This is a genomic window from uncultured Erythrobacter sp. (assembly GCF_947502395.1).
GTDB lineage: Bacteria > Pseudomonadota > Alphaproteobacteria > Sphingomonadales > Sphingomonadaceae > Erythrobacter.
The window spans coordinates 235,980-258,584 of sequence record NZ_CANMZM010000002.1; the positions used below are offsets into that span (position 1 = coordinate 235,980).

Consider the following 22,605-nt stretch of genomic DNA (forward strand, 5'->3'; position numbering starts at 1 on the left):
GACCCGATCTAGACCTGCATAGGCAGGAGGATAGGGCCATACTCTCACCAGATCAGATGTTCGGTTACGCAGGACAGACCGCCATGTTGGGCTGGCTGATCCTGATTTTTCTACCTCGCCATTGGGGCTGGCTGGTCGCCATTCCTCGCTATGTGGTCCCATTCGGATTGTCGCTGCTCTATGCTGGCCTTGCCATGACGCGTTTCTTCCAGATTGAGGGCGGCGGTTATGGTTCCTTGGATCAGGTCGCAGTGTTTTTGGGCGACCGTGAGATGTTGCTCGCAGGCTGGGTGCACTATCTCGCTTTTGACCTGTTCATCGGCGGTTGGATCGCGGTCCAATGCGACAAGCTCGGGATCAACCGGCTCTTGCAGGCACCTATTCTTATGCTGACCTTTATGTTTGGCCCCGTCGGGCTCGCTCTCTTTATGGTGATGCGAGCCGGCTATTTCCGAAAGAGCGAAGGCAGTATTCCGGTGCGGGAGACGGCGGCATGAACCTGTTTCGATCCAATAGCGCACGCGCGCCTGTTGTTCCGCTATCCAGCAGGTTTGACAACGATCTTGTCACCCGCCTCAACCTTGCATTGGCACTGTTCATGGCGGCGTGTTTTGTGGTGTTCATTCCCGCTTGGTTGATCGACACACGCCTGCTCGACAGCGCCAATGTCTGGACAAAGCCACAGAAGTTCCATGTCTCACTTTCACTGCATTTCTTGACGCTAGCCGTCCTGATGCAGCTCGTGCCGCGTGAGGTGCGGAAGGGGCCGGTCCTCGTGATCTTCTCATACCTTGCGGCGGCCGCACTGGTGTTCGAGTTTGTCTGGGTGGGCCTGCAAGCAGGGCGCGCATCCCGCTCACATTTCAACTTCGACTCCGCGTTCGAGGGGATCATGTACGCTTTGATGGGTCTCGGTGCGTTCCTGCTGATGACGATCTGCATGGCGCTCGCGGTACAGATATGGCGCAAGGGAGACCGGGCGCGCAAAGGGCTTTGGCTGGGCGCGGTTGTTGGGCTAACCTTGGCGTTTGTGAGCACGCTCTACTTTGGGTTCACTATGTCGAGCTCGGGCCGATATGTCGGTGCGCCGCTCACGGGTGGAGGCGCGACGGTGCCCTTCTTCGGCTGGTCGAGGGAATATGGTGACTTGCGTCCGGCCCATTTTGTGAGCCTTCACCTGATGCAAACCGTGCCGTTAGCCGGGTGGCTGGCGGATCGCTACGGCTGGAACGCGGTGTTAACTGTCGCAGGCGTTGCAATCGTCCAATTGGGCGTTGCAGCTGCCCTTTTCTTCCAGGCTCAAAGCGGCGCACCCTTTTGGCCGGTTTAAGCCAGAGACCTAAGAAATTGCTCCATCACTTACGGAGCCTGGAGACTTGGCTTTGAGTGGCGAAGCAGAGCCTAATCGAAAAGCTAAATCCCAGGTAAAGGCACTTACAATTACTCCTTAACTTGTCGCATCTATCAGCAATCCCAGGGATTTACATCGTAATCAGACAAAGGGAGAAACTCGTGCTGCGCGCTGCAATTCAACTCAAAGATATCGTTTCCAGCAATGTGACAGCGCTGGTAGAATCGGCCGCCAATCCTTCAAAGCTGTTGCACAACTTGCAGCGCGAAATTGAGGCTTCGATCATCGCTCTCGAAAGTGATAAGCGCAAAGCTGAGCAGCGCTTGGCTGATCTTGAAGCCCGGCGATACCAGACCCAGTTCCGCGAGGCGGATTGGGGAGATCAGGCAAAGGTGGCTATGGATGCCGGTGACGAAGCGCTGGCTCGCCAGGCGCTCTTGGCACGCGAAGACTGCCGCCAGCTTTTGGACAACACCGAACAAAACCTCAAAACTGCAAAGTCCGAACTCGAATCGATTTCGAAAGCGGTTGAGGAACTCAACATCAAGCGGGAGGATGTGCGCCAACGCAGCGCCGATCAGCTTGCAGCCGATGGCAGCGACGGAATCTGCGGTTCGTCCGCTCACTCGAAAACCGACAAGCGTCTCGATAAGATCTCAAAACTTCAACGCCGCGCTGAATTTGCGACCGACGATGTTTCGCCCAGCATCAGTGAGGTGGCCGTCAGCCGTGACATCGAAGAAATGCGCCGCGAACGGGCAGTACAGGAAGAGCTCGATGCACTTCGAGGCGGCCCCGCACCTAAGAAAAGCGCGCGCCGCAAATCCAAGTAGGCCTTAGGTCAGGTCATTCAGTCTGCCAGCCAGCTCATGGACCGGGGTCTTCATGCCCTTGGTCCGGCTGGTGAGGTGGTATTGATGGCACAGCTCGCATTTATAGGCGCGCAAAGTGACATCCGCGCGCGCCGCGACTTCCTCCGCCGCCTCGCGGGTGGCGAAGCGTTTTTTGCGAGTGCAGATGCGCGGGGTGGTTTTCATCTTGGCAATTCTAACCGAGCGGAGGGAGACCGACCAGAGCGCGCCCTTCCTCGGTCTTGATCGAGAAGTCGGTTCCGGCGAATTGGCGACCGCCGTCGCCGCACAGGAACACCACAGCGCGCGCAGCCCATTCGGGCGGAATATGCACGCTTGGATCCAGCTGGCTCACCGGGTTCATGCCGGATTCGCGGATCTGGTCCATCATCGGCGTTGCAACGGTCCCGGGGCTAAGGCCGACAATCGTGATCCCGCGCGATCCATATTCCTTGTGCCCAACTTCTGTGAGTTTCCGAGCCGCCGCCTTGCTTGCGCAATAATGGCTCCACCCTTCAAGAGCGCTGTTTACCGCGCCTGAGCTCATATTGATGATCGTGCCCGCGCCCTGTTCGAGCATAGGCGGGAGCCCAGCGCGCATAGCGTTGAACACGCCCTTCACATTGATGTCGATTGCGTCGGCCCAAAGGTCCGGGTCGACCTCGCCTAGGTGCCCGATTGGCGTCATGGTACCCGCATTGTTGACGAGAATATCGACGCGCCCAAAGTGCCCAATCGCCTTTTCAAACGCGGCATCGACTTGAGCGCGCACCGCCACGTCGCAAACCGAAGTTTCAACCCGTGCACCTACCTCTCGAAGACGCTTGGCGATGGTCTCTAGCCGCTCTGCGCGCCGGGCAAGGAGCATGAGATTTGCGCCAAGCTCGGCCATCAGGTCAGCACAAGCTTCGCCAATTCCGCTGCTCGCGCCGGTGATGATTACGGTTTTTCCGGTAAGGTCATTCATTGGGGTCACCTGTTCACTTTAACTTTGCGCAGCCCATTTCTCATCACTATCTGACGCAATAAAGCCTGTTCACGACAATTCATTTATGCAATTTTCGCATTAATGGATAGTCATCAGCTTCAGGCATTCCTCACCGTTTGGCGGCTCAAGAGCTTCTCGGCGGCGGCAGAAGAGCTTGGCACAGCGCCTTCATCGATCTCTCGCACAATCGCGGGCCTTGAAGCAGAGTTAGGCGCACGGCTCTTCCAACGAACCACCCGCGCGATGCAACCGACCGATGCGGGACTTCGTCTCTACGAGAAAGCTGCACCTCTGATCGAAGATTGGGAGGACTTGCGTGCTTCAATCAGCGGAGAAGACCGTGAGCCGCGTGGATTGCTGCGCGTAACCGCCTCGATCGCTTTCGCTCGCATAATCATTGCACCAATGCTTGCGCGTTTTACCGAGGCCTATCCCGAAGTGAGGGTCGAATTGGCCCTGTCGGATCAGCGGGTCAATCTGATCGAGAACCAAATCGATGTGGCAATCCGACATGGCGCAATGGAGGACAGCTCGCTGATCGCGCGGCGATTGCTGAGCGCGTCTTACCGGTTAGTGGCGAGTCCCAGTTTGCTCGAAAACCAGCCTCGGCTTGAAAACCCAGCGCAGCTCTCGCAGCGTCCGCTTGTATCCTTCTCTTTCGGAGAGTTTCGCAGCAATTGGACCTTCGCCCGAGGCGACGAGACTGTGCACGTCCCTGTCGAACCTGCGATTACCGCCAGCAACGCCTTGGTCGTGCGCGAAGCCGCAATCGCTGGAGCTGGCTACAGCCTGCTCGCCGACTGGATGATTGCAGAAGACCTCGCCGCTGGTCGCCTGGTCGAAGTCCTGCCCGAGTGGCGTGTCACAGGGACGCTTGAGACAAGCGATCTATGGCTCGTCTATCCGAGCAGCCGCCTAGTCCCGCGCAAAACACGTGCTTTTGCTGACTTTCTGACCGAAGCTGTGAGCAGTCTTACTTAACCAGCTCAACCTGTTCAAAGTCGAGCTCAACCGGCGTCGCACGGCCAAAGATCGAGACCGAAACCTTGACCTTCGCCTTGTCGAAGTCGAGCTCTTCAACCACGCCGTTGAAGCTCGCGAATGGCCCATCGAGCACTTTCACCTGATCGCCAATTTCGTAATCGACGTGGATGTCTTGCTTCGGAGCAGCCTTTGCTTCTTCCACACCGCCGAAATAGCGCGCTGCTTCGCGTTCGCTGATCGGTTGGGGCTTGTTGTTGTTGCCAAGGAAGCCCGTCACCTTCGGCGTGTTTTTGACAAGGTGATAAATGTCATCGTTCATGCGCAGCTTGGCGAGCACATAGCCCGGCATAAACTTACGCTCGACCTGCACCTTTTTGCCGCGTTTAACCTCGGTCACAGTCTCAGTTGGAACTTCGATTTCCTCAACGCCCTCTGTCAGACCAAGACGGTCGGCTTCGGCGAGGATCGCTTCTTTGACCTTGTTTTCAAACCCGGAATAAGCGTGGATGATGTACCAGCGAGACATGTGTGATTGTCCTTGAAAAAGCGCTTGAGCGCCAAACTTAGGCGAGCGTCAGCAGAAAGTTTACGGCTATGCGAGGGTCAACAAGAAGTTGACGACGGCATTGAACAGACTGTCGACACCGAAGAAAAACAGCGCGAGCACCACCATGAAAATGAAGACGAAGATCGCAGTGCGAACCGTCTCTTCGCGGGTGGGCCAAACCACCTTGCTGGTTTCGGTGCGCACCTGATTCACAAATTCTGGAATCGAGGTTTTGCGCTTTTTGTCCTGAGCCTTGGGTGCCTCAGCCATATGCCTAATCTTTCCGCTACGCGTGAATTACGATTTTTCCGTCTTTCAGGTAGGGCTCATCGCCGTCTGGAACAAGGTCCAGAGGGGCTATGCTTGCTACCGATTTCGGAAGTGACCCGGCAAATAGGGCGATTCAACACCAATGGCAAGAGTGCCGATCGCCCACGAGCAGCTATTTCACGCCTCCGCAACATTATTCCCTAGCCAGCCGCGCATCACGACGATAGCGTGTCACCAATTCAACTGCGTCCGAAAGCTTACTGGAAGAAAGCGAACGCGGCGCTCACGGGAAGCAAAACGGGGATTTCTTACAGATGGCAGCACCTGAAACTGCGCTGGCGACACTTGGCGTCAGCTTTGCTGATCGCGTCGTCAATGTCTCGGACTTTATCTGGGGCGGCACTTGGAATGGGGCGGAGATCATTCCGTTCCCGCCCATGGTCATCATCCTTTTGGGCATTGGCCTCTACATCATGGTCGGCCTCAAATTTTACCCGCTGCGCAATCTGGGCAGTGCTTTTGCCGGCTTGTTCAAGAGCCGCAAGAGCGAAGGTGACGGCGAGATTTCTCCCTTCGCCGCGCTTTCAACCGCACTCTCGGGACAAGTCGGCACAGGTAACCTTGCAGGGGTTGCCACCGCACTTGCCCTTGGCGGGCCGGGCGCGATTTTCTGGATGTGGATTACGGCGCTGATTGGAATGGCCTTGGCCTTTGCTGAGGGTTCGCTTGCAATCCGATACCGCGAAAGAACGACAGAAGGCGCATGGCGCGGCGGTCCGATGACCTATATCATGATGGGTCTTGGACCGAAGTGGACCTGGCTTGCGATCCTGTTCTGCCTCGGCACGCTGTTCTCAGCGGTCATCACTGGCAATTCAATCCAGGCAAACGCTGTGGCCGATGGCCTCAACGAACTGTTTGGCATTGAAGAAGCCATTGGCGGCGCGATTGTCGCTGTGGCGGTATTCATCGTCATTATCGGTGGGATTAAGTCGATCGGCTCAGTCGCGGAGAAGGTCATACCCTTCATGGCGGGCGCTTACATCCTGATGGCTTTGCTGGCACTGATCCTTAACATCGCGGACATTCCGGCGACCTTCCAACTGATCTTCTACCATGCGTTTAACCCGGCAGCAGCCACCGGCGGTTTTACAGGTGCAATGATCATCATCGCCATTCGCGCAGGTGTTGCCCGCGGTCTGTTCTCAAACGAAAGCGGCCAAGGTTCGACCCCAATCGCGCACGCGGTGGCTCAAACCAATGACCCAGAGCAGCAAGGCCGCATGGCGATGCTGGGCTGTTTCATCGACACCATCGTGATCTGTACGATGACGGCTTTGGTAATCCTGACCGTTCAAGGGGATTTCACCGGAGGCGGACAGGCTGTGAAGCACGCTTGGGAGAGCGACCTTCAAGGCTTTGCTATGACATCAGGCGCCTTTGCGGCCGCCTTCCCGCTTCAAGTGGGCGGCATCGCAATCGGTACTCTGATCGCCAGTATTGCGCTTATCGTTTTCGTGTTCACCACGCTCCTTACCTGGAGTTACTATGGCGAGCGTGCGATCACATTCATCTACGACCGTATCCCGGGCGCAACTGAGGGCGGTGAGAAGATCATCCACCTCATCTGGCGCGTCCTGTGGTGCGTTGTGATCTACATCGGCGCAAGCGCAGACCTCACCACCGTATGGCGCATGGGCGATATCTCCAATGCAGCGATGGCTTTGCCAAACCTTATTGCGCTGCTGCTGCTCTCAGGCGTGGTGTTCAAGCTGGCCCAAGGCATCCGTGATGCAGGCCCAACGCATAAGGCAGAGACGCCTGAGCCGCCTGAAGAATATTAACTCTAGGTAGCTCTAAAAACGGAAATGGGAGCGTTCTACTCGCAAGAACGCTCCCAACACCCGGATACGGGTCCCCCCAATGAATTGCGGCCCAGCAGCTGTCGAGCCACGGAAGGCTCGTGCACCATTGTGAAGGCTCTGCCATAGGCCATTGCTCCTGTGGCAGAGCCTCACACGCGGGACGCTGTTAGACTGCTCCAAGCGTCGGGCCGCGAGCAGCGACGCAAAGACATTGAGATATGATCTTACCCCCCAGTACGATCATCATCAGGCCAGAAGAGATATCTTTGCCCAATGCCATTGTCCTCAAGCCGCTTGGCTCGAAGAGGAGGATGACTCAGGAACAGCTTGCACGATGTGCAAATTGCCACATTCGGAAAATTGCGTAGGTATTGAGAGGTGCGGGCGTTAGAGCGCTTTCGATACTGCCTCGCGGGTCCCCAGCACTTTCGCAAAAATCCATCCACCAATGCCACCTGCAACTACCTGCGAGGCAAATCCTAATCCCGAACGTGCACCGCTGATCGGGACAGTCTGAAACTGTATATACATGAGGCCCAAAATCAGGCCGAGGGCCGCAGCACCCGCTATTGGATAGGCAACGCTGGAGAGGCTCGGCAGAAAGCGTTTCATCAAAGCGGCAACCGCAAACCCAAGAATCAAAGCCACCAGAATGATCGCCAGATAGAGATACATATTGGAAACATCGAAGGCGGTCATGCTGAGCCGGTCAGAGAAACTCACCGGCACATTGTGCGCACCAATGACGAATTGCGAATTCGCAATCACCGCGATCACATAAGTACCAAGGGCTGCGACGATCAGTGCACCAATCCAACGGGCAAAACGCTTCATCTTTCTCTCCGACTTGTCGCAGCAAACTAGAAGGTTCGTGCTTGCAATCAAGCCCCGCGCACCGCGGTGGACAAATCGCGCCGAGAGCCTGATAAGCGCACCCAAGAATGATGCTCCTCGGGGAAACTAGAATGCGTGCATTTACCACCACTCTCGCTTTGGCAGCAGCAGCGCTTGCTCTCGCATCGTGCGCGGATCAGGGCGCTTCGCCGACTGGCGACAAAACCAGCGTGCTTGCTGGACGCGTTGATGCAGGCCCAATCAATTACGAGGTGGAGACACTCGCCGCGGGGCTCGACCACCCATGGTCGCTCGCCTTCCTTTCCGATGGCGACATGCTGGTGACTGAGCGTACGGGGGCACTGCTCTTGGTCAGCGCAGACGGGTCAGAGAAGACCATATATGACTTCAACCAAAACGGTGATTTCCCTCCTGTACACCACGGTGACGGGATGCAGGCGGGGCTGTTCGACGTGGCGCTCCACCCTGATTTTGCAGAGAATAGCCAAATCTACATCTCCTATGCGGGAAAGGTGGAGAACGGCGAGAACACGCATTTTCTGATGCGTTTCACCTATGCCGACGGCGAACTCACCAATGGCGAGCAACTGTTCCAAGCAACGCCTTCGCGCGTTCAAGGAAATCATTACGGCGCGCGGATTGCCTTCTTGCCCGATGGCTCACTGCTGATGCCGACCGGCGATGCGTTCCACTTCCGCGAGGAAGCGCAGAAGCTCGACAACCACTTCGGCAAGATCATTCGCCTCAATGCCGATGGCTCGGTTCCAGCGGACAACCCGTTTGTGAACCAAGAAGGCGCACTCCCTGAAATCTGGTCCTACGGCCATCGCAATCCGCAAGGGATCATCCTAGCAGCAGACGGCCGCGTGCTTGAAAATGAGCATGGCCCCGCAGGCGGAGATGAGGTCAATGAGATCAAACGCGGCGCCAATTACGGCTGGCCCACAGTGACCTATGCGCTCGATTATTCGGGTGGACGGGTTTCTCCGTTTGAAGCGCTGGAGGGAACCGAGCAATCGCTGGTTCACTTCACCCCTTCCATCGCGCCTTCCGGCTTTGCTCAGTATGCTGGTGAAGCCTTCCCCGATTGGCAGGACGACCTGTTTATCTCGGCCCTGGCACTCCAGCATGTGCGGCATATTGATATGAACGCAGATGGCTCGTTGGGCACGCAGCAAGAGCTGTTCGGAGAGCTCGGCGTGCGCTTTAGGGACGTGCGCACTGGACCCGATGGAATGCTCTATCTGTTGACCGAAGAAGGAAGCGACACCAGCCGCATACTGCGGATCAAACCGCAAGGCTGGGAACAGCCCGCAACAGATGAAGCGGAAGAGACGGAACCGCCGGAATAATCAACATCTGGGAAAATGGCAGGGGCACAGAGACTCGAACTCTGGACCTTCGGTTTTGGAGACCGACGCTCTACCAACTGAGCTACGCCCCTACGCGAGAGAGGGGCCTTTATAACGCCCTTTGGTATTAGGCAAGCGCCCTCTTGCGCAATCTCGGGCCGCGTTTCTCGCTCCGATTGTCGAATCCGTACTGACGCACGGACTTCACACTGATAGTGGCCGACCATTATGCATTCGCCCATGCGAACACCTGTTCCAGTTGAAACATTGCTGCTGGCCTATCGCAGCGGGATTTTCCCGATGGCGGACAATCGCGAGGACGAGGAGATTTTCTGGGTCGAACCGCGCGAAAGGGCGATCATTCCTCTCGAAAGCCTGCACGTCTCCAAATCCTTGCGCAAAGTGCTGCGCAGCGACCGGTTCACGATCACACTCAATCGGGATTTTGAAGCGGTGATGCGTGCCTGCGCCGCGCCGCGTCCGGGCCATCCCGAAAGCTGGATCAGCGGGCGCATCGTCGAAAGCTACAAGGCACTGCACGCAGCGGGTCATGCCCATTCGATCGAATGCTGGGAGCACGATGGTGAGAACGGCCTGCGACTAGTGGGCGGGCTGTACGGCGTTTCGTTCGATTCGGTGTTCTGCGGGGAGAGTATGTTCAGCCTTGCCGACAATGCCAGCAAGGTGGCCCTGTGCTGGCTGGTCGCATGCTTGAATGAGGCCGGTTTCAAACTACTCGACTGTCAGTTTATGACCGATCACCTGGCGAGCATGGGTGCGGTCGAGATGCAGCAAAGGGCCTATCTGGAGCTGGTCGGAAGAGCACGCGGGAAGCCCGATCTAAACTTGGCAGATGCGTTTTCGCACTTTGCGGATCAGCAGACCGAGCCTGACGCCCACTCTTCGCGTCATTCTTCTCCGGGAAAGCGCATCGCGCAATCCTTGACCCAAACATCGTAGATGGGATGCTCGACTACGTTTAGACTGGGGTTTTCCTTGAACAGCCAGCCTGAAAAGACGCGCGTGTGCTCGCTTTGCCCGCGTTCCAGCACGTCGACTTGCACGAAAGCACCGATTTCCTGAGGGAATTCAAAAGGCGCGGTGCGCTCGCATGCATCAAGGCGGACGATGACGGGGCCCTCTTCGACGCTTTCACCGGGGCGAAGCTCAAAGTCCTGGCTCACATTGTTGCGCTTGTTGAGGAGGCCAACAGTGGCAACACGTTCTGCCATGGGCGTGACGCCGTCTAACGCTTGCGCTTCGGCCAAAGCAGCATCGGTGGATTGCGACGGGGTGTTGGTCTCAGCCGCACTCTGCTCATCCGCATCCCCTTCATCGTCCGATCCCATAAGCGAACTCGCCGCATCGCATCCGCCCAGCGCAAAAGCAGCCAGCAGCGGAAGGACGAGAGTGTGCTTGCGGATCATGAAACGCATGGAATGCTTGTCCTGAAGCTCAGCCCTCGGGGGACCACGCCTCATAATCGCCATCGGCTTTGGCGCGCTTGCCTCCGCGCTCGATCATGCCTTGAGGCAGATAGGCATTGGGCGTGCCGGTCGCGTTGGGCGTGTAGTCGACCTCCCACACCTTGGCAGGGGGAAGGTGGCTTTCGGGCACATCCTCAAATGCGCCGTGGAGCCAGCCGTGCCACTCGCTCGGCACGCGGCTTGCGTCATTGGTGCCGTTATAGATCACCCAGCGCCGCTCTTTTTGCGTGTAGGATCCCGTGTTGGGTCCGCCGGTGCCTTTAGAACGGTAGTATTTGTTGCCTTCCGCATCGGTGCCAACATGCTCGCCGCCAACGCGGGTGGACCACCAATGCGTGCCAAGCGTCGCGCCGTCCCACCAAGTGAAGATCTTGCCCAGAAAACTCATAGTGTCATTCCCATGAGCGAAGCCGTTAGCGGAATTGTTCTGTTAGGCCAAGATAGAGGTCATGCCTAAGCGCAAGAAACTATAAGCTCGCGTCTTCCGGCAGTTCGAAAATGACCTCATCGCCCTCGCCAATGCCAAGCTCAGCTGACAAGCCCCCACGAATCTCAAACACCGCGATCGAAAAGCCGCGCGATCTCACGCTCTCAAGCGAATAGGGGACCCCCGCCTCGATATTGGTGATACGGTTGTTTGGGCCGATAAAGATAATGTCGAGCGGGAGCGGCGTGTTCTTCATCCAGAAGCTGCGCACTTGCGGCGAATAGGACGGGAACAACATGCCCTCATCATCGCCCATCTCGGTGCGGAACATCATGCCTTTGGCCTGTTCTTCCTGAGAGGCCGCAAGCTCCGTCACAAATCTGTGCCGTGTTTCGCCGCTAACAATGGTTACATCGATTAGTTTCAGGCCCGCCTCTGAGACCTGCGAGGTCTCCATAGGTTGGACCGGAGCAGGAGCGGTTTCCTGCGCCGCTGTGCCATTGGGTGAACACGCGACCAGCGCCATTGCCACCAGTGCTGCTGCAATTCTCACCATGTGCTTTTCACCATTTTTTGGGGCCCTCTTCCTCTTCAGCTTCCAAGAGCCATTCCTCTATGTCAGCTTCCTCTCGCGCATCAAGGATGAACGCGATGTGATCGAATTTGTGGCCCGCCCGGAGCATTGCGGCAACCTGTTTCTCGCGGCGTTTGTGCGATTGTTCGGGCGGTTCGTCGTCTTCGGGTGCGATGCCAAAGGGCCCAAACCGGCGCTTCCTGGCAAGCAGGATTGCAGCGCGCCGTATTGCAGCCTCGCTGGGCGCGGTTTCTTCGCGAGTATGCTCGTCGACGCCAGCAGCCCAGAGCGCTTGCTCGACCCGTCTCGCGCCATAGCCACGAGCGGTCAGATCGCGGGTTTTGGAGCGGGCATAGGCCTCATCATCGACATATCCGAGTTCGATCAAGCGCGTGACCAGCGCCGCAACATCAGGCATCTGCACTCGGCCATCTTCATCTTCGGCAACGCCCCGCTCACGCAGCTTTCTCGCCAAATAGCCTTCGAGCTTGGCCCCCGTGGTGGCGAAGCGCGCAACATAGGCAAGAGCGAGGTCACGCAAGGTCGTTTCATCGAGCGGACGCGTCTTTTTTCGTTTACGCACAGCTTTCTTGCGTTCCGAAGTCGGGCTCTCTTCCCCGGGAAGAGACGACATTTCGTTACGTTTTGATGACCTTTTGCTTCCCTCGGGCTTCATTTCGCCTTATTCGTGCCACAGTCCTTATCAAATGGAAAAGACAAAAGGCCTTCAGAGCATATATCCATGCGATGGAGAAACGGGGATTGAATTGAGTGCGCTGGACACGCACGCCAACTGACGGGTACCGCAAACACCATGACCGACGCCGCTTTGACGCCGACGCCGAATGATTGTGAATTGCCAAGGATCCGCGCCAAGTTCGCGACCTTTAATGACGCCATCGACTATGCCGCCCGAAGCAAGAAGGGCATGAACTTCCACGACATGCGTGGGAAGCTCGAACGCGTCTATCCTTATTCGGAAATGCGCGAAGATGCGATTGAGATGGCCTATCGCATGATTGCGGCGGGCATCAAGCCACAGGATCGTGTCGCGCTGATCGCGGAGACAGGGCCGGACTTTGCCGCGCTGTTCTGCGCCTGCGTCTATGTCGGCGCGTGGCCCGTACCGCTGCCTCTGCCGACATCGTTTGGCGGGAAGGAGAGCTATATCGATCAGCTTGCGGTTCAATTGCGAAGCGCTGATCCAGTGGTGTTGATCTATCCGGAAGAGATCGGCGAAATGGCTAGCGCGGCTGCGGCAAAGCAGGAGTGCTCCGGGATAAGCTGGCAAGATTTTGCCAAATATGAAGCGCCCAAGGTCGATCTTAACAAAGCCTCGCCGCAAGACATTTGCTATCTGCAATATTCCTCGGGCTCGACCCGCTTCCCAACCGGCGTCGCGGTCACCCATGAAGCGCTGCTGCACAATTTGTACGGCCATGCGGAATCGATGAACCTGAGCACGAATGACCGCTGTATCAGCTGGTTGCCGTGGTATCACGATATGGGCCTTGTGGGTTGTTTCCTTTCGCTTGTCGCGAACCAGTTTTCTGTCGACCTGCTCAAGCCTGATGCATTCGCGCGCCGCCCGCTTGCCTGGCTCGATATGATCAGCCGCAATCCCGGCAACACCGCAAGCTACTCGCCAACCTTCGGTTATGATATTTGCGCCCGCCGCATCTCCAGCCAGACCAATGTGGCCGAACGCTTTGACCTCTCGCGCTGGCGGATTGCTGGCAATGGCGCGGATATGATCCGCCCTGACGTGATGCAGAGCTTTGTCAACGCCTTCAGCGATGCCGGGTTCAAAGCCTCTGCCTTCACCCCATCCTATGGCCTTGCTGAGGCAGTCCTTGCTGTCACGGTCATGCCGCCGGGCGAAGGGATCAAGGTCGAGCTCGTCGAAGAAGAACGCCTATCCGGCACACCACGCGATCTTAGTCGTCCGGCTCGCTACCGTGCGATTGTCAATTGCGGCAAGCCGCTTCCCGATATGGAAGTGGAGATCCGCGGTGAAAGCGGCGATTCACGCGGCGACCACCAGATCGGCAAGGTCTGGTGCCGCGGCCCAAGCGTCATGCATTCCTATTTCCGCAATGTCGAAGCGACTGAGGATTGCCTCGTCGATGGCTGGCTCGACACGGGCGATATGGGTTACACTGCCGATGGCTATCTGTTCATCGTTGGCCGCGCCAAAGACATGATCATCATCAATGGCAAGAACCATTGGCCCCAGGACATTGAATGGGCTGTCGAACAGCTCCCTGGCTTCAACCACGGTGATATCGCGGCTTTCGCACTTGAGACCGAAAATGGCGAAGAGGCGCCAGCCGTCCTGGTCCATTGCCGCGTGTCTGACCCGGTCGAACGCGTAAAACTGCGCGAGCAGATTTCCGACAAGGTTCGCTCGGTCACGGGTATGAGCTGCGTGGTCGAACTCGTCCCGCCGCGCACGCTGCCGCGCACAAGCTCCGGCAAATTGAGCCGCGCCAAGGCGAAAAAGCTCTACCTTGCGGGCGAGATTGTACCGCTGGAGCTGGCGGCTTAGGGATTAGAAGCTGTAAGCACCGGTAATTCCACACCGCTGCGTGCCAGGATTTCAGCTGGATCATTGAAAGCCAGTAGTTCTCTAATGGCCGCACGCCGGTCCGGTGCATTTTCAACATATCCTTTGGAGATTTGCATCCCGACCCAATAGCCAAGTTCCGAAGGCCAACCTTCCGGTGAGGAGCCAGCATTTGCAAACCATCGGAAGAAAGCTGCGTTCCTTAAGTCAGCATCAAGGCCTGCATCTCGCACCTTTGCGAGATCGCGCGTAAATTCTTGCAAAACGAAGTGCCGATTTGCTGAAGCCCAATCATCGCGGGACGGGTCGGGCACCGTGCCGGTCACTAGCGCCGCCAGATAGTCAGCTGTGCCTTCGTTGATCGCCGCCGTCAGCATCGGATCGGCATCGACCTTCGGCCCGCCAAAGCGTTGGAATGTGTGCACGGTCTCATGCGCATAGAAGGTTCGCATAATGGCCCGGAACGCAGCTTCATCTGCGGCGATGCTGCACAGTACCTCAAGCCCGAGAACCTGCATATCAGACTCCGCCGTCCCTCCGCTATTCAAACCCCCGAAAACGACAGCTATCCGCGGCAGAGATTGTTCCGGAAGCAGACCTCGAAAAGCTAGATAGATAGACCTAAGCTCATCTTCAGTTTGCCTGATTATTGGCAGGCATCGCTCAATAGCATCTCGATAAGTGTCCGGGTTTTCTGCAATCTTTGCCGCAAGATTCTGAGCGCTGATGATTCGGCCAGGAGTGAATATCTCAAGCGCACGACCGCCAAACTCAAGATAACGATTCTGCAACTGCTCAGCGGTCGGTGCGCCATCAAAATCTTCGAACAGCAGTGCAAACCGCTCTGCATCCTCAAGTTCCACTCGAGCAGTAAGGGGATCAATGGTTTGCCCCATTGCTGGCAAGGAGAAGTTACTCACCCAAAGGATGATCAAGATGCGCAGATGGCGCTTGGTAACACGCACCTCTAACGCCCTCCCCACTCGGCCCTTAGCGGGCCAGAGCCGGGTTCGACCGTCACACTAACACCGCGTTCGGCGAGCAATTCCGCCGCCTTGATTGCATCATCTTCCGAGCCTTCGAGTACGACAGGCAAGCCAATGCGCTTAGCCGCCCATGCAACGATCTCGATCGCATCTTCGCCTTCGGCCGTAGGGGCATCTTCTTCAAAGGCGATATTGCCTGGCAAATCGCCAATCGGTGGCAATAATTCGATCACCCAATCGGGCTCAGTCGCAGCAATTCGCATTTCCAACGCGCGATAGGCTGACAGACTGGCCCCGTCGAGCTCGGTCGCCCGCACAGTCGCGCGCCGGCGACCCGCATCGATAGTGACCTCATCTTCCGAAACGCCAGCGACAAGCGACAGCCGGCTGGCCAACGCGCTAACCCGAGCACTGGCTGCGCGCTCCTCAATGGCGCGCACCGCGGCCAGCTCTGCCTCTTCCGCGTCAACCGAGTTGGTTCCGGTGGGAACCTGCGTCAAGGAAACCTCAACCTCGCGGCCCAAGCGTACTCGAAGAGCCCTGGCGATATTGGCATCGGCCTCCGGACGAAATTCCGGGTTGAACATTGTGGCGGAAACACCGACCGAAGCGTCAGAAAAAGCGAGGTCCAATTCTGACAACCGGCCAGCGCCCTCAAATTCTTCCGTGATCTCGTCGCGGACGATCCGCTGTGCATTGGCTTCCCAAGCAATAGTGCGCAGCGAAAGTGCCAGCGGCACTGCCAAAGCGATAAAGACGAGGATGATTACGCCATTCTGGAACTGAGACTGGCGTTGGCTGAGGCTGCCGCGAAACCCGTACAACTTGGCCAGCGCCCATGCAGTGAGCGCGATGGTGACAAGGTTGGTCACGTAGAGCAGCAGGGCGCCCGAAAAGACGGTCCAGTTAAACGTCGCGAGGCCAAAGCCCACCACCGCCAATGGCGGCATCAGCGCGGTCGCAATGGCAACCCCGACAATCGCCCCTGCGCGCCCGCGGATCATGGCATATGCACCCGCAAGACCGGAAAAAAGCGCGACGAAAAGGTCAAACAGATTGGGCTGTGTCCGGGCCGCAATTTCCGGCGTGATCGTCTTCACCGGGGACAGGAACACCAACAGGGCACACAGGGCAATCGCCATGACGCTGCCCCAGAACAGAGAACGGGAGGACTGCTTAAGCCATTGATAATCCGTTATCCCAAGCGCAAAGCCAAGCCCCATGATCGGACCCATCAAGGGCGACAGGAGCATCGCGCCGATGACCACGGCGGTTGAGGATTGCAACAGGCCGATAACCGCGATCCCGGCGCTCATTGCAGTCATGAACAGATAATGTTCGGACATCGCGCATTCGTCGCGGCGTTTGGCAATCACGTCCTCGTGATCAACTGCTCCGATCACTTCATCACGCCACCATCCGCGAACGGTGGCAAGCACGCGCATGAAGCCGATCCGGCTTTGCGTTGCGGCCATCACTGCCTCGCCGGCGCTATCAATTTTGCCATGAACAGCGGCCACTTCCGGCGCGGAACCCGCCTCTTGCCCGGTCTCAGCGGCAGCTTGATGTTCGTCTTGATTTGACAATGGATTTCCTTTTCGCACGCCATTTACTTCCAATCCGAGCCAAACAAAAGCGGGAAAGAACCGTCGCGCCACGTAAAATCATGGACGAAGCCCCTGGAAACGGGCAGTCTTGAACAACGTGTTTTAGATGCCTAATACAGTATTGTAAGCAGGCCTGCCTTTGTGAAGGCCAATGAGGGAGCCACGATTTCTTGCTATGAGTACCGAGACAACACCGGATCTGAACGTTTCAGCACCCACCAAGACGGCAACCGATTTTGAACTGACACCGCCGGCCCCTGTGCCGCATGTCGCGCCCGAGAAGGCGGCGGGTTTGGTCCCGGTTTCGACCGAGCAGAAGTCCAAGCTTGAGACCAAGGCGGATGCCTTTGTCAGCGACTTGATTTCGGTCGATGCCAATTCGCCGGAATTTGGCGCAAAGGTCGACCAGATCACTCGTATGGGCCAAGAGCAAATCCGCGCAGCGGCATCCCATTCCAATCGGTTCCTTGACCGCCCTGTACGCGCAATGGACGCTGATAGCGGTGTCGGCAGTGATTTGGCAGAATTGCGCCGCACGGTTGAGGACCTCGATCCGGGTAAGAAGAGCAAACTGCTTGAGCCGCGCCGGCTGTTCGGCATCATCCCGTTTGGCAACAAGCTCAAGAATTACTTCGACAGCTACACCAGCAGCCAAGGGCATATTCAGGCCATTCTGGAGCGCCTGGAAAGCGGCAAGAAAGAATTGCATCTCGACAACGCTGCGATTGATACCGAGCGGGCCAAATTGTGGGATGCGATGGGTGAATTGGAGCAAATGATCCACATCGCCAAGACGCTCGATGCGAAGCTTGAGAACAAGGCGTTGGAGCTCGATGCCAGCGATCCGGAAAAAGCCAAGGCTTTGCGCGAAAGCGCGCTGTTCTACGTGCGTCAGCGCACACAGGACCTGCTCACGCAAATGGCAGTCAGCGTTCAAGGTTATCTCGCGCTTGATCTGGTCAAGAAGAATAATGTTGAGCTGGTCAAAGGTGTCGACCGGGCAAGCACAACCACTGTGGGCGCGCTGCGCACCGCGGTGACCGTCGCGCAGGCGATGACCAATCAGCGGCTCGTGTTGGGCCAAGTCACCGCGCTCAATCAGACGACCAGCGACATCATCGATTCGACCAGCACGCTGCTGCGCGAACAGACCGCACAAATCCACGAGCAGGCGGCTTCGAGCACCATTCCGCTTGAGACGCTCCAGCGCGCTTTCCAGAACATCTATGACACCATGGATGAAGTGGACGATTTCAAAGTCCGTGCGCTCGACAGCATGAAGCAGACAGTGAACGTCCTGTCTGATGAGGTCGAGAAGTCCAAAGGCTATATTGCGCGCGCCGAGGGTCAGGCCCAAGCGCAATCAAAAGTCGCCTCCGAACCGTCCTTGCTGGCATTAGACAGCTGATCGGGGATAGCTGATGTCTGACAGCACTCACGAATCTGATCGAATATTGGGCGCAGCCAAGCAATCGCTTCTGACTCAGCAGTCAGGCGGCACGCATCGCCCTGCGAAGTCGATTGGCCAGGGCTCAGCCAATGTGAAGCTCAAGACATGGCTCAAACGCGCGGGCTATTTCGGCGCGGCACTTTTGGCGATCATGGCAAGCGCCTCGGTAATCGGAGCCATTATTGGCGGCATCGGCTTTTGGGGTATCATCATGACCCTGTTTGCCGTGGGCATCGCGGCTGGCATCTTCATGCGCTATCCCACTGTCAACATTCCCAAGCGTCATGAATTGAAGCAGGGCAATCCCAAGCAGATGGTCGCTCGCACCGAGCTTTGGCTTGAAAGCCAGCGCAGTGCCCTTCCTCCTGCGGCTGCCTCTATTGTCGAACAGTTGGGCGGTCAATTGGATGCCCTGGGCGCGCAGCTTGCGACCATGGACGAAACGCACCCCGCCATGTCCGAAGTGCGCGATCTCGTCGGCGAATACATCCCTGAGACGATCGACAATTACCGCAAGATTCCCGAACATTTGCGTAAGGAAGAACACGCCGGCTCCACCGCCGATGAACGCTTAATCGAGAGCCTCACCAAGCTATCCGGCGAAGTTGATCGGGTAACACGGCGTTTGGCCGAAGGGGCGATGGACGATCTTGCGGTCAAATCGCGCTATCTTGATTACCGCTTTGGTGGGGATGATCTGATCGCCGATATGACCGGATCACCTGATACTGGCGTCCCTCTTCCAGAGCTTGATGTTGTTCCAGCAACTAAGAAAGAAGCTGGTTAGTCGTGCGGGTATCGCTGCCACACAGTCTCGGCGCAGAGGAAGTGCGTCGCAGGATGCACGCTCACGGGCATGAGATTGGCAGCTATTTTCCACCCGGAATGGCAACGGTCGAGACCGATTGGCCGCATGAGGACCGGATGGACCTTTTCATCACCGCTGCCGGACAACAGATCGATGGCGGCATAGATATTTTCGACGACAAGGTCGTTATCGATCTCGACCTGCCCGCCATTCTCGGTTTCTTGCGCGGTACGCTTGAGCGAGCGGTGCGCAAGCACGGCGGCAAACTGCTCGAAAAAAGCTAGCAGGGAGAGGCGTTCCTGCCGCTCCGAGCCTCTCAAACCAAACAAACCATCGTTCAACCTGTCAGGCCCGTAGGGGTCAGGCTGGCCGTTACCTTCTTGGCTACACATCCCGCATCCGTCATGATACATTGACGATACTTCTGACCAAATAGTCAGACATCGTCGGGACGAGATTGAGAATAGAATATGAAGCCAGGGGGCGCGAACAGGAAAGCGGTGACCTTGCGAGATCATTTGCGCCGCGCAACCGCGCACTCGCACGACCGCCTTGATGCCTCAATGCGCCCGGCGGCTGATTGGCGCTCGCCCGATGATTACGCCCGCTTTTTAAGTGCGCAACATGCAGCGCGTGTCCCAGTAGAAGCGTGGCTCGCCCAGCATGCACCTGCGCATCTCACACCGCCGGAACAAACATCTCTGCTCGCACGCGATCTGTCGCGGCTGGGCAAGCGAAATATTCCGGCACGAGACTCTTTCACGCTGACCGCCTATGGCGAGGCGAGCGCAATTGGCGTGGCATGGGTGCTTGCGGGCTCGTCGCTTGGCAACCGCGCAATGCTCCATGACATGCGGCGCTCTTTGCCCAAGGGGACTGAGTGGCCTCATGAATTCTTGAGCAGCGTTGAAATGAGCCAATTCTGGAACAGTTTGCGCAGCCTGGTCGAAGTGCCTGCTCATCGAGAACAAACGGAAGCCGCCTCACACGCAGCGATCTGCGTGTTCGATCACTTCTTCAATGTCGCACGCGCCAATCAATCGGCAACCGAATTGGAAGGTGTACGATGAACTTCCTCTCCGCCGGACAAGATCAGACTGAATGCGACCGTGAGGCGATCCACCTCATCAGCGCAATTCAAGGCTTTGGTGCCTTGATCGCGGTGAATGCGAACTGGACAATTACCCATCGATCCGCGAACTGTTCGACGGTCTTGGGAACGGGCGATGCTTTTGAGATTGGACAACCGCTCGACCTAAATTTCACCCGCAATGCTATGATGGCTTTGAAAGCCGCTTTTGACCAGATCGTCAAAGAGGATTCGGTCGAGCGGCTATTCGGCCTCGATCTGCTGGGAAATGGCGCTCTGTTTGACTGCGCAATCCATCCTTCTGGCGGCAAGATCATCATCGAGTTCGAGCCCCACGATACAGCAGCATTCCAGAATCATCTTGCCGGTGTTACCCCGGCCATCGGTGGGCTCTCGACCGCGCAATCGACCGATGAACTCTGCAGCATGGCGGCAAAGGTGCTCCGCGATTTGCTCGGTTATGACCGGGTGATGATCTACCGTTTTCGGCGCGATCAAAGTGGCGAAGTCATTGCTGAAGAAAAGCGAGACGATCTCGTATCGTACCTCGGCCTGCGCTACCCAAAGACAGATATTCCGCAGCAAGCGCGTCGACTCTTTGTGCGCAATCGCTTTCGCATTATTGCCGATACCCAAGCTGAAGCTGTTCCAATCGAGGCAGCACCAGACGAGCAGAATGCCCCGCTTGATCTGTCGATGAGTGTGCTGCGCTCACTTTCACCGGTCCATGTTCAATATATGAAAAACATGGGCGTCAGGGCCTCACTATCGATTGCGATTGTCAGGCGAAGCCAATTGTGGGGCCTGATCTCCTGCCATCATGACACCCCGAGAACGGTACCCTATTCGCTGCGCAGCATCGCCGAGATGCTGAGCCATGTGTTCTCGATGACGCTTGATCGGATATTGATCGAACGCACCGAGAAATTGCGAATCCGCTCGCAAGGATTGCACGATCAGATGTTGCGCCGCCTTGCTGAAGGTATTTCATTTGTCGACGACCTGGAGATGTTTGCAGGCGCTCTTGGCGAGTTGATCCCACATGATGGAGCCTCGGTTCTGATCGGCGAGGGTTATCACTCGACCGGTGATTGCCCTGATCGTGATCAATTTGCCGCACTGCTGCCCTCATTGTGCTCTTCGCCTGACAGCGCAGTTCTGGCCGCTCGCTCGCTTTCTGAACATATCTCTGAAGCAGCAGAGTTTTCGGATAAGGTTGCCGGTGCATTGATCCTTTCGATCTCACGTTCGGCGAACGATTATCTCGTGCTGTGGCGCAAGCCCCTTACCCAAACCGACTATTGGGCTGGAAACCCGGCGAAGGCGATGATCGAAGGCCGCGATCAGCTTGAACCGCGCACCAGCTTTTCCGCCTGGGCAGAGACTGTCGAAGGGCTCAGTGCAGAATGGAGCGATGATGAGCTGATGATCGCCAACAATCTGCGCGCGACCTTAATGGAAATTGTCTTACGCATGAACGATGAGGTTGCGATCGAGCTTAAACGTGCTCGTGAACAGCAAGATTTGCTGATTGCAGAGCTGAACCACCGGGTTCGCAACATCTTGAACCTGGTCCGTTCGCTCGTTTCGCAGTCGGGCAAGGATGCGATCAATATTGCCGATTTTTCTGAAAACATCGACGGACGGATCGCAGCTCTTGCCATCGCCCATGACAATATCACCCGCCAGAACTGGACCCCCGCCCCGCTTCATTCGCTGATCGAAAGCGAGATCGCAGCGTACGTAAGCAGCAAGAAGGATCGCCTCACAATGGTCGGCGATCCCGTTCTGATCGAGCCTGAGGCCTATACGGTGCTTGCCTTGGTGGTGCACGAGTTGGTGACCAATTCGGTGAAATACGGCAGCCTATGCGACGACAAGGGGACCATCGAGGTCAAAGTCAGCCGGGCGATCAATGGCGATTTGCTGATCGATTGGATTGAGCGCGGTGGGCCTCCGGTGAAGCCCCCGACACGGCAGGGATTTGGCACGACTATCATTACCCGCCTAATCCCTCATGATCTACAAGGTGAAGCGGAATCGGACTTCAAGGATTCAGGTCTCGAAGCGAAGTTTCGCGTACCCGCGCGCTTCATAGCGTCGCAGGGCGAGGTCGACGCTCCATTGAATCACCAGGCTGCGCCAGAGATAGGCTTTAAGTCCAAGGCAAAGGACGGGCAGCTTCCTGAGCACGTCCTCTTGGTTGAGGACAATATGATCATCGCCCACGATACCGAAGGCAGCCTGCGCGAAGCCGGGGTCAAATCGGTCACGCTTGAAAGCACGGTCGGCGGCGCACTCGCCGCAATCGAGAAGCGCGAGCCCGATTTTGCGATTGTTGATTTCAACCTCAGAACCGAATCCAGCATCAAAGTCGCCGAAGAACTCGCCAGGCGCGGAGTGCGTTTTGTCATCGCCACTGGCTATTCCGAATTGGGGAACGAGGCGGAGGAGCTTGGTGCTGAGGCCATTATTCGCAAGCCCTATGGCATGGATGAGATTGTTCGCGCGCTCAAAGGTGAGTTGCTTGGCGAGCGCGCAGGTTGA

Annotated in this window: 24 protein-coding genes and 1 tRNA gene; 13 read left to right on the plus strand and 12 right to left on the minus strand. The window is 57.0% G+C overall.

The window, feature by feature from the left end; all coding sequences use genetic code 11:
* Positions 1 to 56 precede the first annotated feature (56 nt).
* From Q0778_RS07380 to Q0778_RS07390, 3 genes are all read left to right on the plus strand, one after another.
* Positions 57 to 497 carry an ABA4-like family protein gene (locus Q0778_RS07380; RefSeq protein WP_298335167.1) on the plus strand — a complete coding sequence of 147 codons (441 nt, stop codon included), beginning with the start codon at positions 57 to 59 and terminating at the stop codon, positions 495 to 497.
* A complete protein-coding gene (locus tag Q0778_RS07385) occupies positions 494 to 1,330 on the plus strand; it encodes a hypothetical protein (protein ID WP_298307961.1) in 837 nt (278 codons plus the stop codon). The genes Q0778_RS07380 and Q0778_RS07385 overlap by 4 nt, the downstream gene beginning before the upstream one ends.
* A gap of 182 nt (positions 1,331 to 1,512) precedes the next feature.
* Positions 1,513 to 2,184, plus strand: coding sequence for a PspA/IM30 family protein (locus Q0778_RS07390; protein WP_298307957.1), 672 nt, complete (start codon positions 1,513 to 1,515; stop codon positions 2,182 to 2,184).
* 3 nt (positions 2,185 to 2,187) lie between these two features.
* Here Q0778_RS07390 and Q0778_RS07395 read toward each other — a convergent pair whose 3' ends face one another.
* Complete coding sequence (locus Q0778_RS07395; protein WP_298307954.1) at positions 2,188 to 2,388, minus strand: hypothetical protein; 201 nt, start codon at positions 2,386 to 2,388, stop codon at positions 2,188 to 2,190.
* Positions 2,389 to 2,398: 10 nt separating this feature from the next.
* Positions 2,399 to 3,169, minus strand: a complete 771-nt coding sequence (locus Q0778_RS07400; protein WP_298307951.1) for an SDR family oxidoreductase — start codon at positions 3,167 to 3,169, stop codon at positions 2,399 to 2,401.
* Positions 3,170 to 3,271: 102 nt separating this feature from the next.
* Between Q0778_RS07400 and Q0778_RS07405 the strand changes: the two genes are divergently transcribed.
* Positions 3,272 to 4,171 carry a LysR family transcriptional regulator gene (locus tag Q0778_RS07405; RefSeq protein WP_298307948.1) on the plus strand — a complete coding sequence of 300 codons (900 nt, stop codon included), beginning with the start codon at positions 3,272 to 3,274 and terminating at the stop codon, positions 4,169 to 4,171.
* Here Q0778_RS07405 and nusG read toward each other — a convergent pair.
* Both nusG and secE read right to left on the minus strand, forming a co-directional pair.
* Complete coding sequence (gene nusG, locus Q0778_RS07410; protein WP_298307945.1) at positions 4,164 to 4,700, minus strand: transcription termination/antitermination protein NusG; 537 nt, start codon at positions 4,698 to 4,700, stop codon at positions 4,164 to 4,166. The two genes, Q0778_RS07405 and nusG, sit on opposite strands and share 8 nt — an antisense overlap.
* Positions 4,701 to 4,766: 66 nt before the next feature.
* Positions 4,767 to 4,991 (minus strand): preprotein translocase subunit SecE, encoded by a 225-nt coding sequence (gene secE / locus Q0778_RS07415; RefSeq protein ID WP_298335168.1) that lies wholly within the window; start codon positions 4,989 to 4,991, stop codon positions 4,767 to 4,769.
* Positions 4,992 to 5,305: 314 nt separating this feature from the next.
* On the opposite strand from secE, the gene Q0778_RS07420 reads away from it, so the two are divergent.
* Positions 5,306 to 6,835, plus strand: coding sequence for an amino acid carrier protein (locus Q0778_RS07420; protein ID WP_298335170.1), 1,530 nt, complete (start codon positions 5,306 to 5,308; stop codon positions 6,833 to 6,835).
* A gap of 408 nt (positions 6,836 to 7,243) precedes the next feature.
* On the opposite strand, the gene Q0778_RS07425 is transcribed toward Q0778_RS07420, so the two are convergent.
* Positions 7,244 to 7,690 carry a hypothetical protein gene (locus tag Q0778_RS07425; RefSeq protein WP_298335172.1) on the minus strand — a complete coding sequence of 149 codons (447 nt, stop codon included), beginning with the start codon at positions 7,688 to 7,690 and terminating at the stop codon, positions 7,244 to 7,246.
* A gap of 131 nt (positions 7,691 to 7,821) precedes the next feature.
* Between Q0778_RS07425 and Q0778_RS07430 the strand changes: the two genes are divergently transcribed.
* Positions 7,822 to 9,063 (plus strand): PQQ-dependent sugar dehydrogenase, encoded by a 1,242-nt coding sequence (locus tag Q0778_RS07430; RefSeq protein WP_298335174.1) that lies wholly within the window; start codon positions 7,822 to 7,824, stop codon positions 9,061 to 9,063.
* A gap of 16 nt (positions 9,064 to 9,079) precedes the next feature.
* Here the strand turns inward: Q0778_RS07430 and Q0778_RS07435 are convergent.
* A tRNA-Trp gene (locus Q0778_RS07435) sits at positions 9,080 to 9,155 on the minus strand.
* 148 nt (positions 9,156 to 9,303) lie between these two features.
* On the opposite strand from Q0778_RS07435, the gene aat reads away from it, so the two are divergent.
* Entirely contained in the window at positions 9,304 to 10,023 is a 720-nt protein-coding gene (aat, locus tag Q0778_RS07440) for a leucyl/phenylalanyl-tRNA--protein transferase (RefSeq protein ID WP_298335176.1), read from the plus strand.
* On the opposite strand, the gene Q0778_RS07445 is transcribed toward aat, so the two are convergent.
* The 4 genes from Q0778_RS07445 to Q0778_RS07460 all read right to left on the minus strand — a co-directional run bounded on the left by Q0778_RS07445 (position 9,972) and on the right by Q0778_RS07460 (position 12,185).
* Positions 9,972 to 10,499: a DUF2155 domain-containing protein gene (locus Q0778_RS07445; protein ID WP_298335178.1), complete on the minus strand. Its 528-nt coding sequence runs from the start codon at positions 10,497 to 10,499 to the stop codon at positions 9,972 to 9,974. The genes aat and Q0778_RS07445 overlap by 52 nt on opposite strands.
* A gap of 19 nt (positions 10,500 to 10,518) precedes the next feature.
* Positions 10,519 to 10,938, minus strand: coding sequence for an NADH:ubiquinone oxidoreductase subunit NDUFA12 (locus Q0778_RS07450; RefSeq protein WP_298307926.1), 420 nt, complete (start codon positions 10,936 to 10,938; stop codon positions 10,519 to 10,521).
* Positions 10,939 to 11,017: 79 nt separating this feature from the next.
* The gene (locus tag Q0778_RS07455) at positions 11,018 to 11,533 is read right to left on the minus strand and encodes a DUF192 domain-containing protein (RefSeq protein WP_298307923.1); all 516 of its coding nucleotides are present in this window, start codon (positions 11,531 to 11,533) and stop codon (positions 11,018 to 11,020) included.
* Positions 11,534 to 11,540: 7 nt separating this feature from the next.
* Positions 11,541 to 12,185: a regulatory protein RecX gene (locus Q0778_RS07460; protein ID WP_298335180.1), complete on the minus strand. Its 645-nt coding sequence runs from the start codon at positions 12,183 to 12,185 to the stop codon at positions 11,541 to 11,543.
* Positions 12,186 to 12,365: 180 nt separating this feature from the next.
* Here Q0778_RS07460 and Q0778_RS07465 point away from each other — a divergent pair, with 180 nt between their 5' ends.
* Positions 12,366 to 14,099 carry a fatty acyl-AMP ligase gene (locus Q0778_RS07465; protein WP_298307916.1) on the plus strand — a complete coding sequence of 578 codons (1,734 nt, stop codon included), beginning with the start codon at positions 12,366 to 12,368 and terminating at the stop codon, positions 14,097 to 14,099.
* Here the strand turns inward: Q0778_RS07465 and Q0778_RS07470 are convergent.
* Together Q0778_RS07470 and Q0778_RS07475 are read right to left on the minus strand one after the other, a co-directional pair.
* On the minus strand, positions 14,096 to 15,082 hold the full coding sequence (locus Q0778_RS07470) for a hypothetical protein (protein WP_298307913.1): 987 nt from the start codon (positions 15,080 to 15,082) through the stop codon (positions 14,096 to 14,098). The genes Q0778_RS07465 and Q0778_RS07470 overlap by 4 nt on opposite strands.
* Before the next feature lie 2 nt (positions 15,083 to 15,084).
* Positions 15,085 to 16,689 carry a TIGR00341 family protein gene (locus Q0778_RS07475; protein WP_298335183.1) on the minus strand — a complete coding sequence of 535 codons (1,605 nt, stop codon included), beginning with the start codon at positions 16,687 to 16,689 and terminating at the stop codon, positions 15,085 to 15,087.
* Positions 16,690 to 16,885: 196 nt separating this feature from the next.
* Between Q0778_RS07475 and Q0778_RS07480 the strand changes: the two genes are divergently transcribed.
* The 5 genes from Q0778_RS07480 (at position 16,886) to Q0778_RS07500 (ending at position 22,605) form a co-directional block, all read left to right on the plus strand.
* Positions 16,886 to 18,118 (plus strand): toxic anion resistance protein, encoded by a 1,233-nt coding sequence (locus tag Q0778_RS07480; RefSeq protein WP_298307907.1) that lies wholly within the window; start codon positions 16,886 to 16,888, stop codon positions 18,116 to 18,118.
* Positions 18,119 to 18,131: 13 nt separating this feature from the next.
* Positions 18,132 to 18,947 carry a hypothetical protein gene (locus Q0778_RS07485; RefSeq protein WP_298335185.1) on the plus strand — a complete coding sequence of 272 codons (816 nt, stop codon included), beginning with the start codon at positions 18,132 to 18,134 and terminating at the stop codon, positions 18,945 to 18,947.
* Positions 18,948 to 18,949: 2 nt separating this feature from the next.
* The gene (locus Q0778_RS07490) at positions 18,950 to 19,252 is read left to right on the plus strand and encodes a polyhydroxyalkanoic acid system family protein (RefSeq protein ID WP_298335187.1); all 303 of its coding nucleotides are present in this window, start codon (positions 18,950 to 18,952) and stop codon (positions 19,250 to 19,252) included.
* A gap of 186 nt (positions 19,253 to 19,438) precedes the next feature.
* A complete protein-coding gene (locus Q0778_RS07495) occupies positions 19,439 to 20,038 on the plus strand; it encodes a biliverdin-producing heme oxygenase (RefSeq protein ID WP_298335189.1) in 600 nt (199 codons plus the stop codon).
* Positions 20,035 to 22,605, plus strand: a complete 2,571-nt coding sequence (locus Q0778_RS07500; RefSeq protein ID WP_298335191.1) for an HWE histidine kinase domain-containing protein — start codon at positions 20,035 to 20,037, stop codon at positions 22,603 to 22,605. The genes Q0778_RS07495 and Q0778_RS07500 overlap by 4 nt, the downstream gene beginning before the upstream one ends.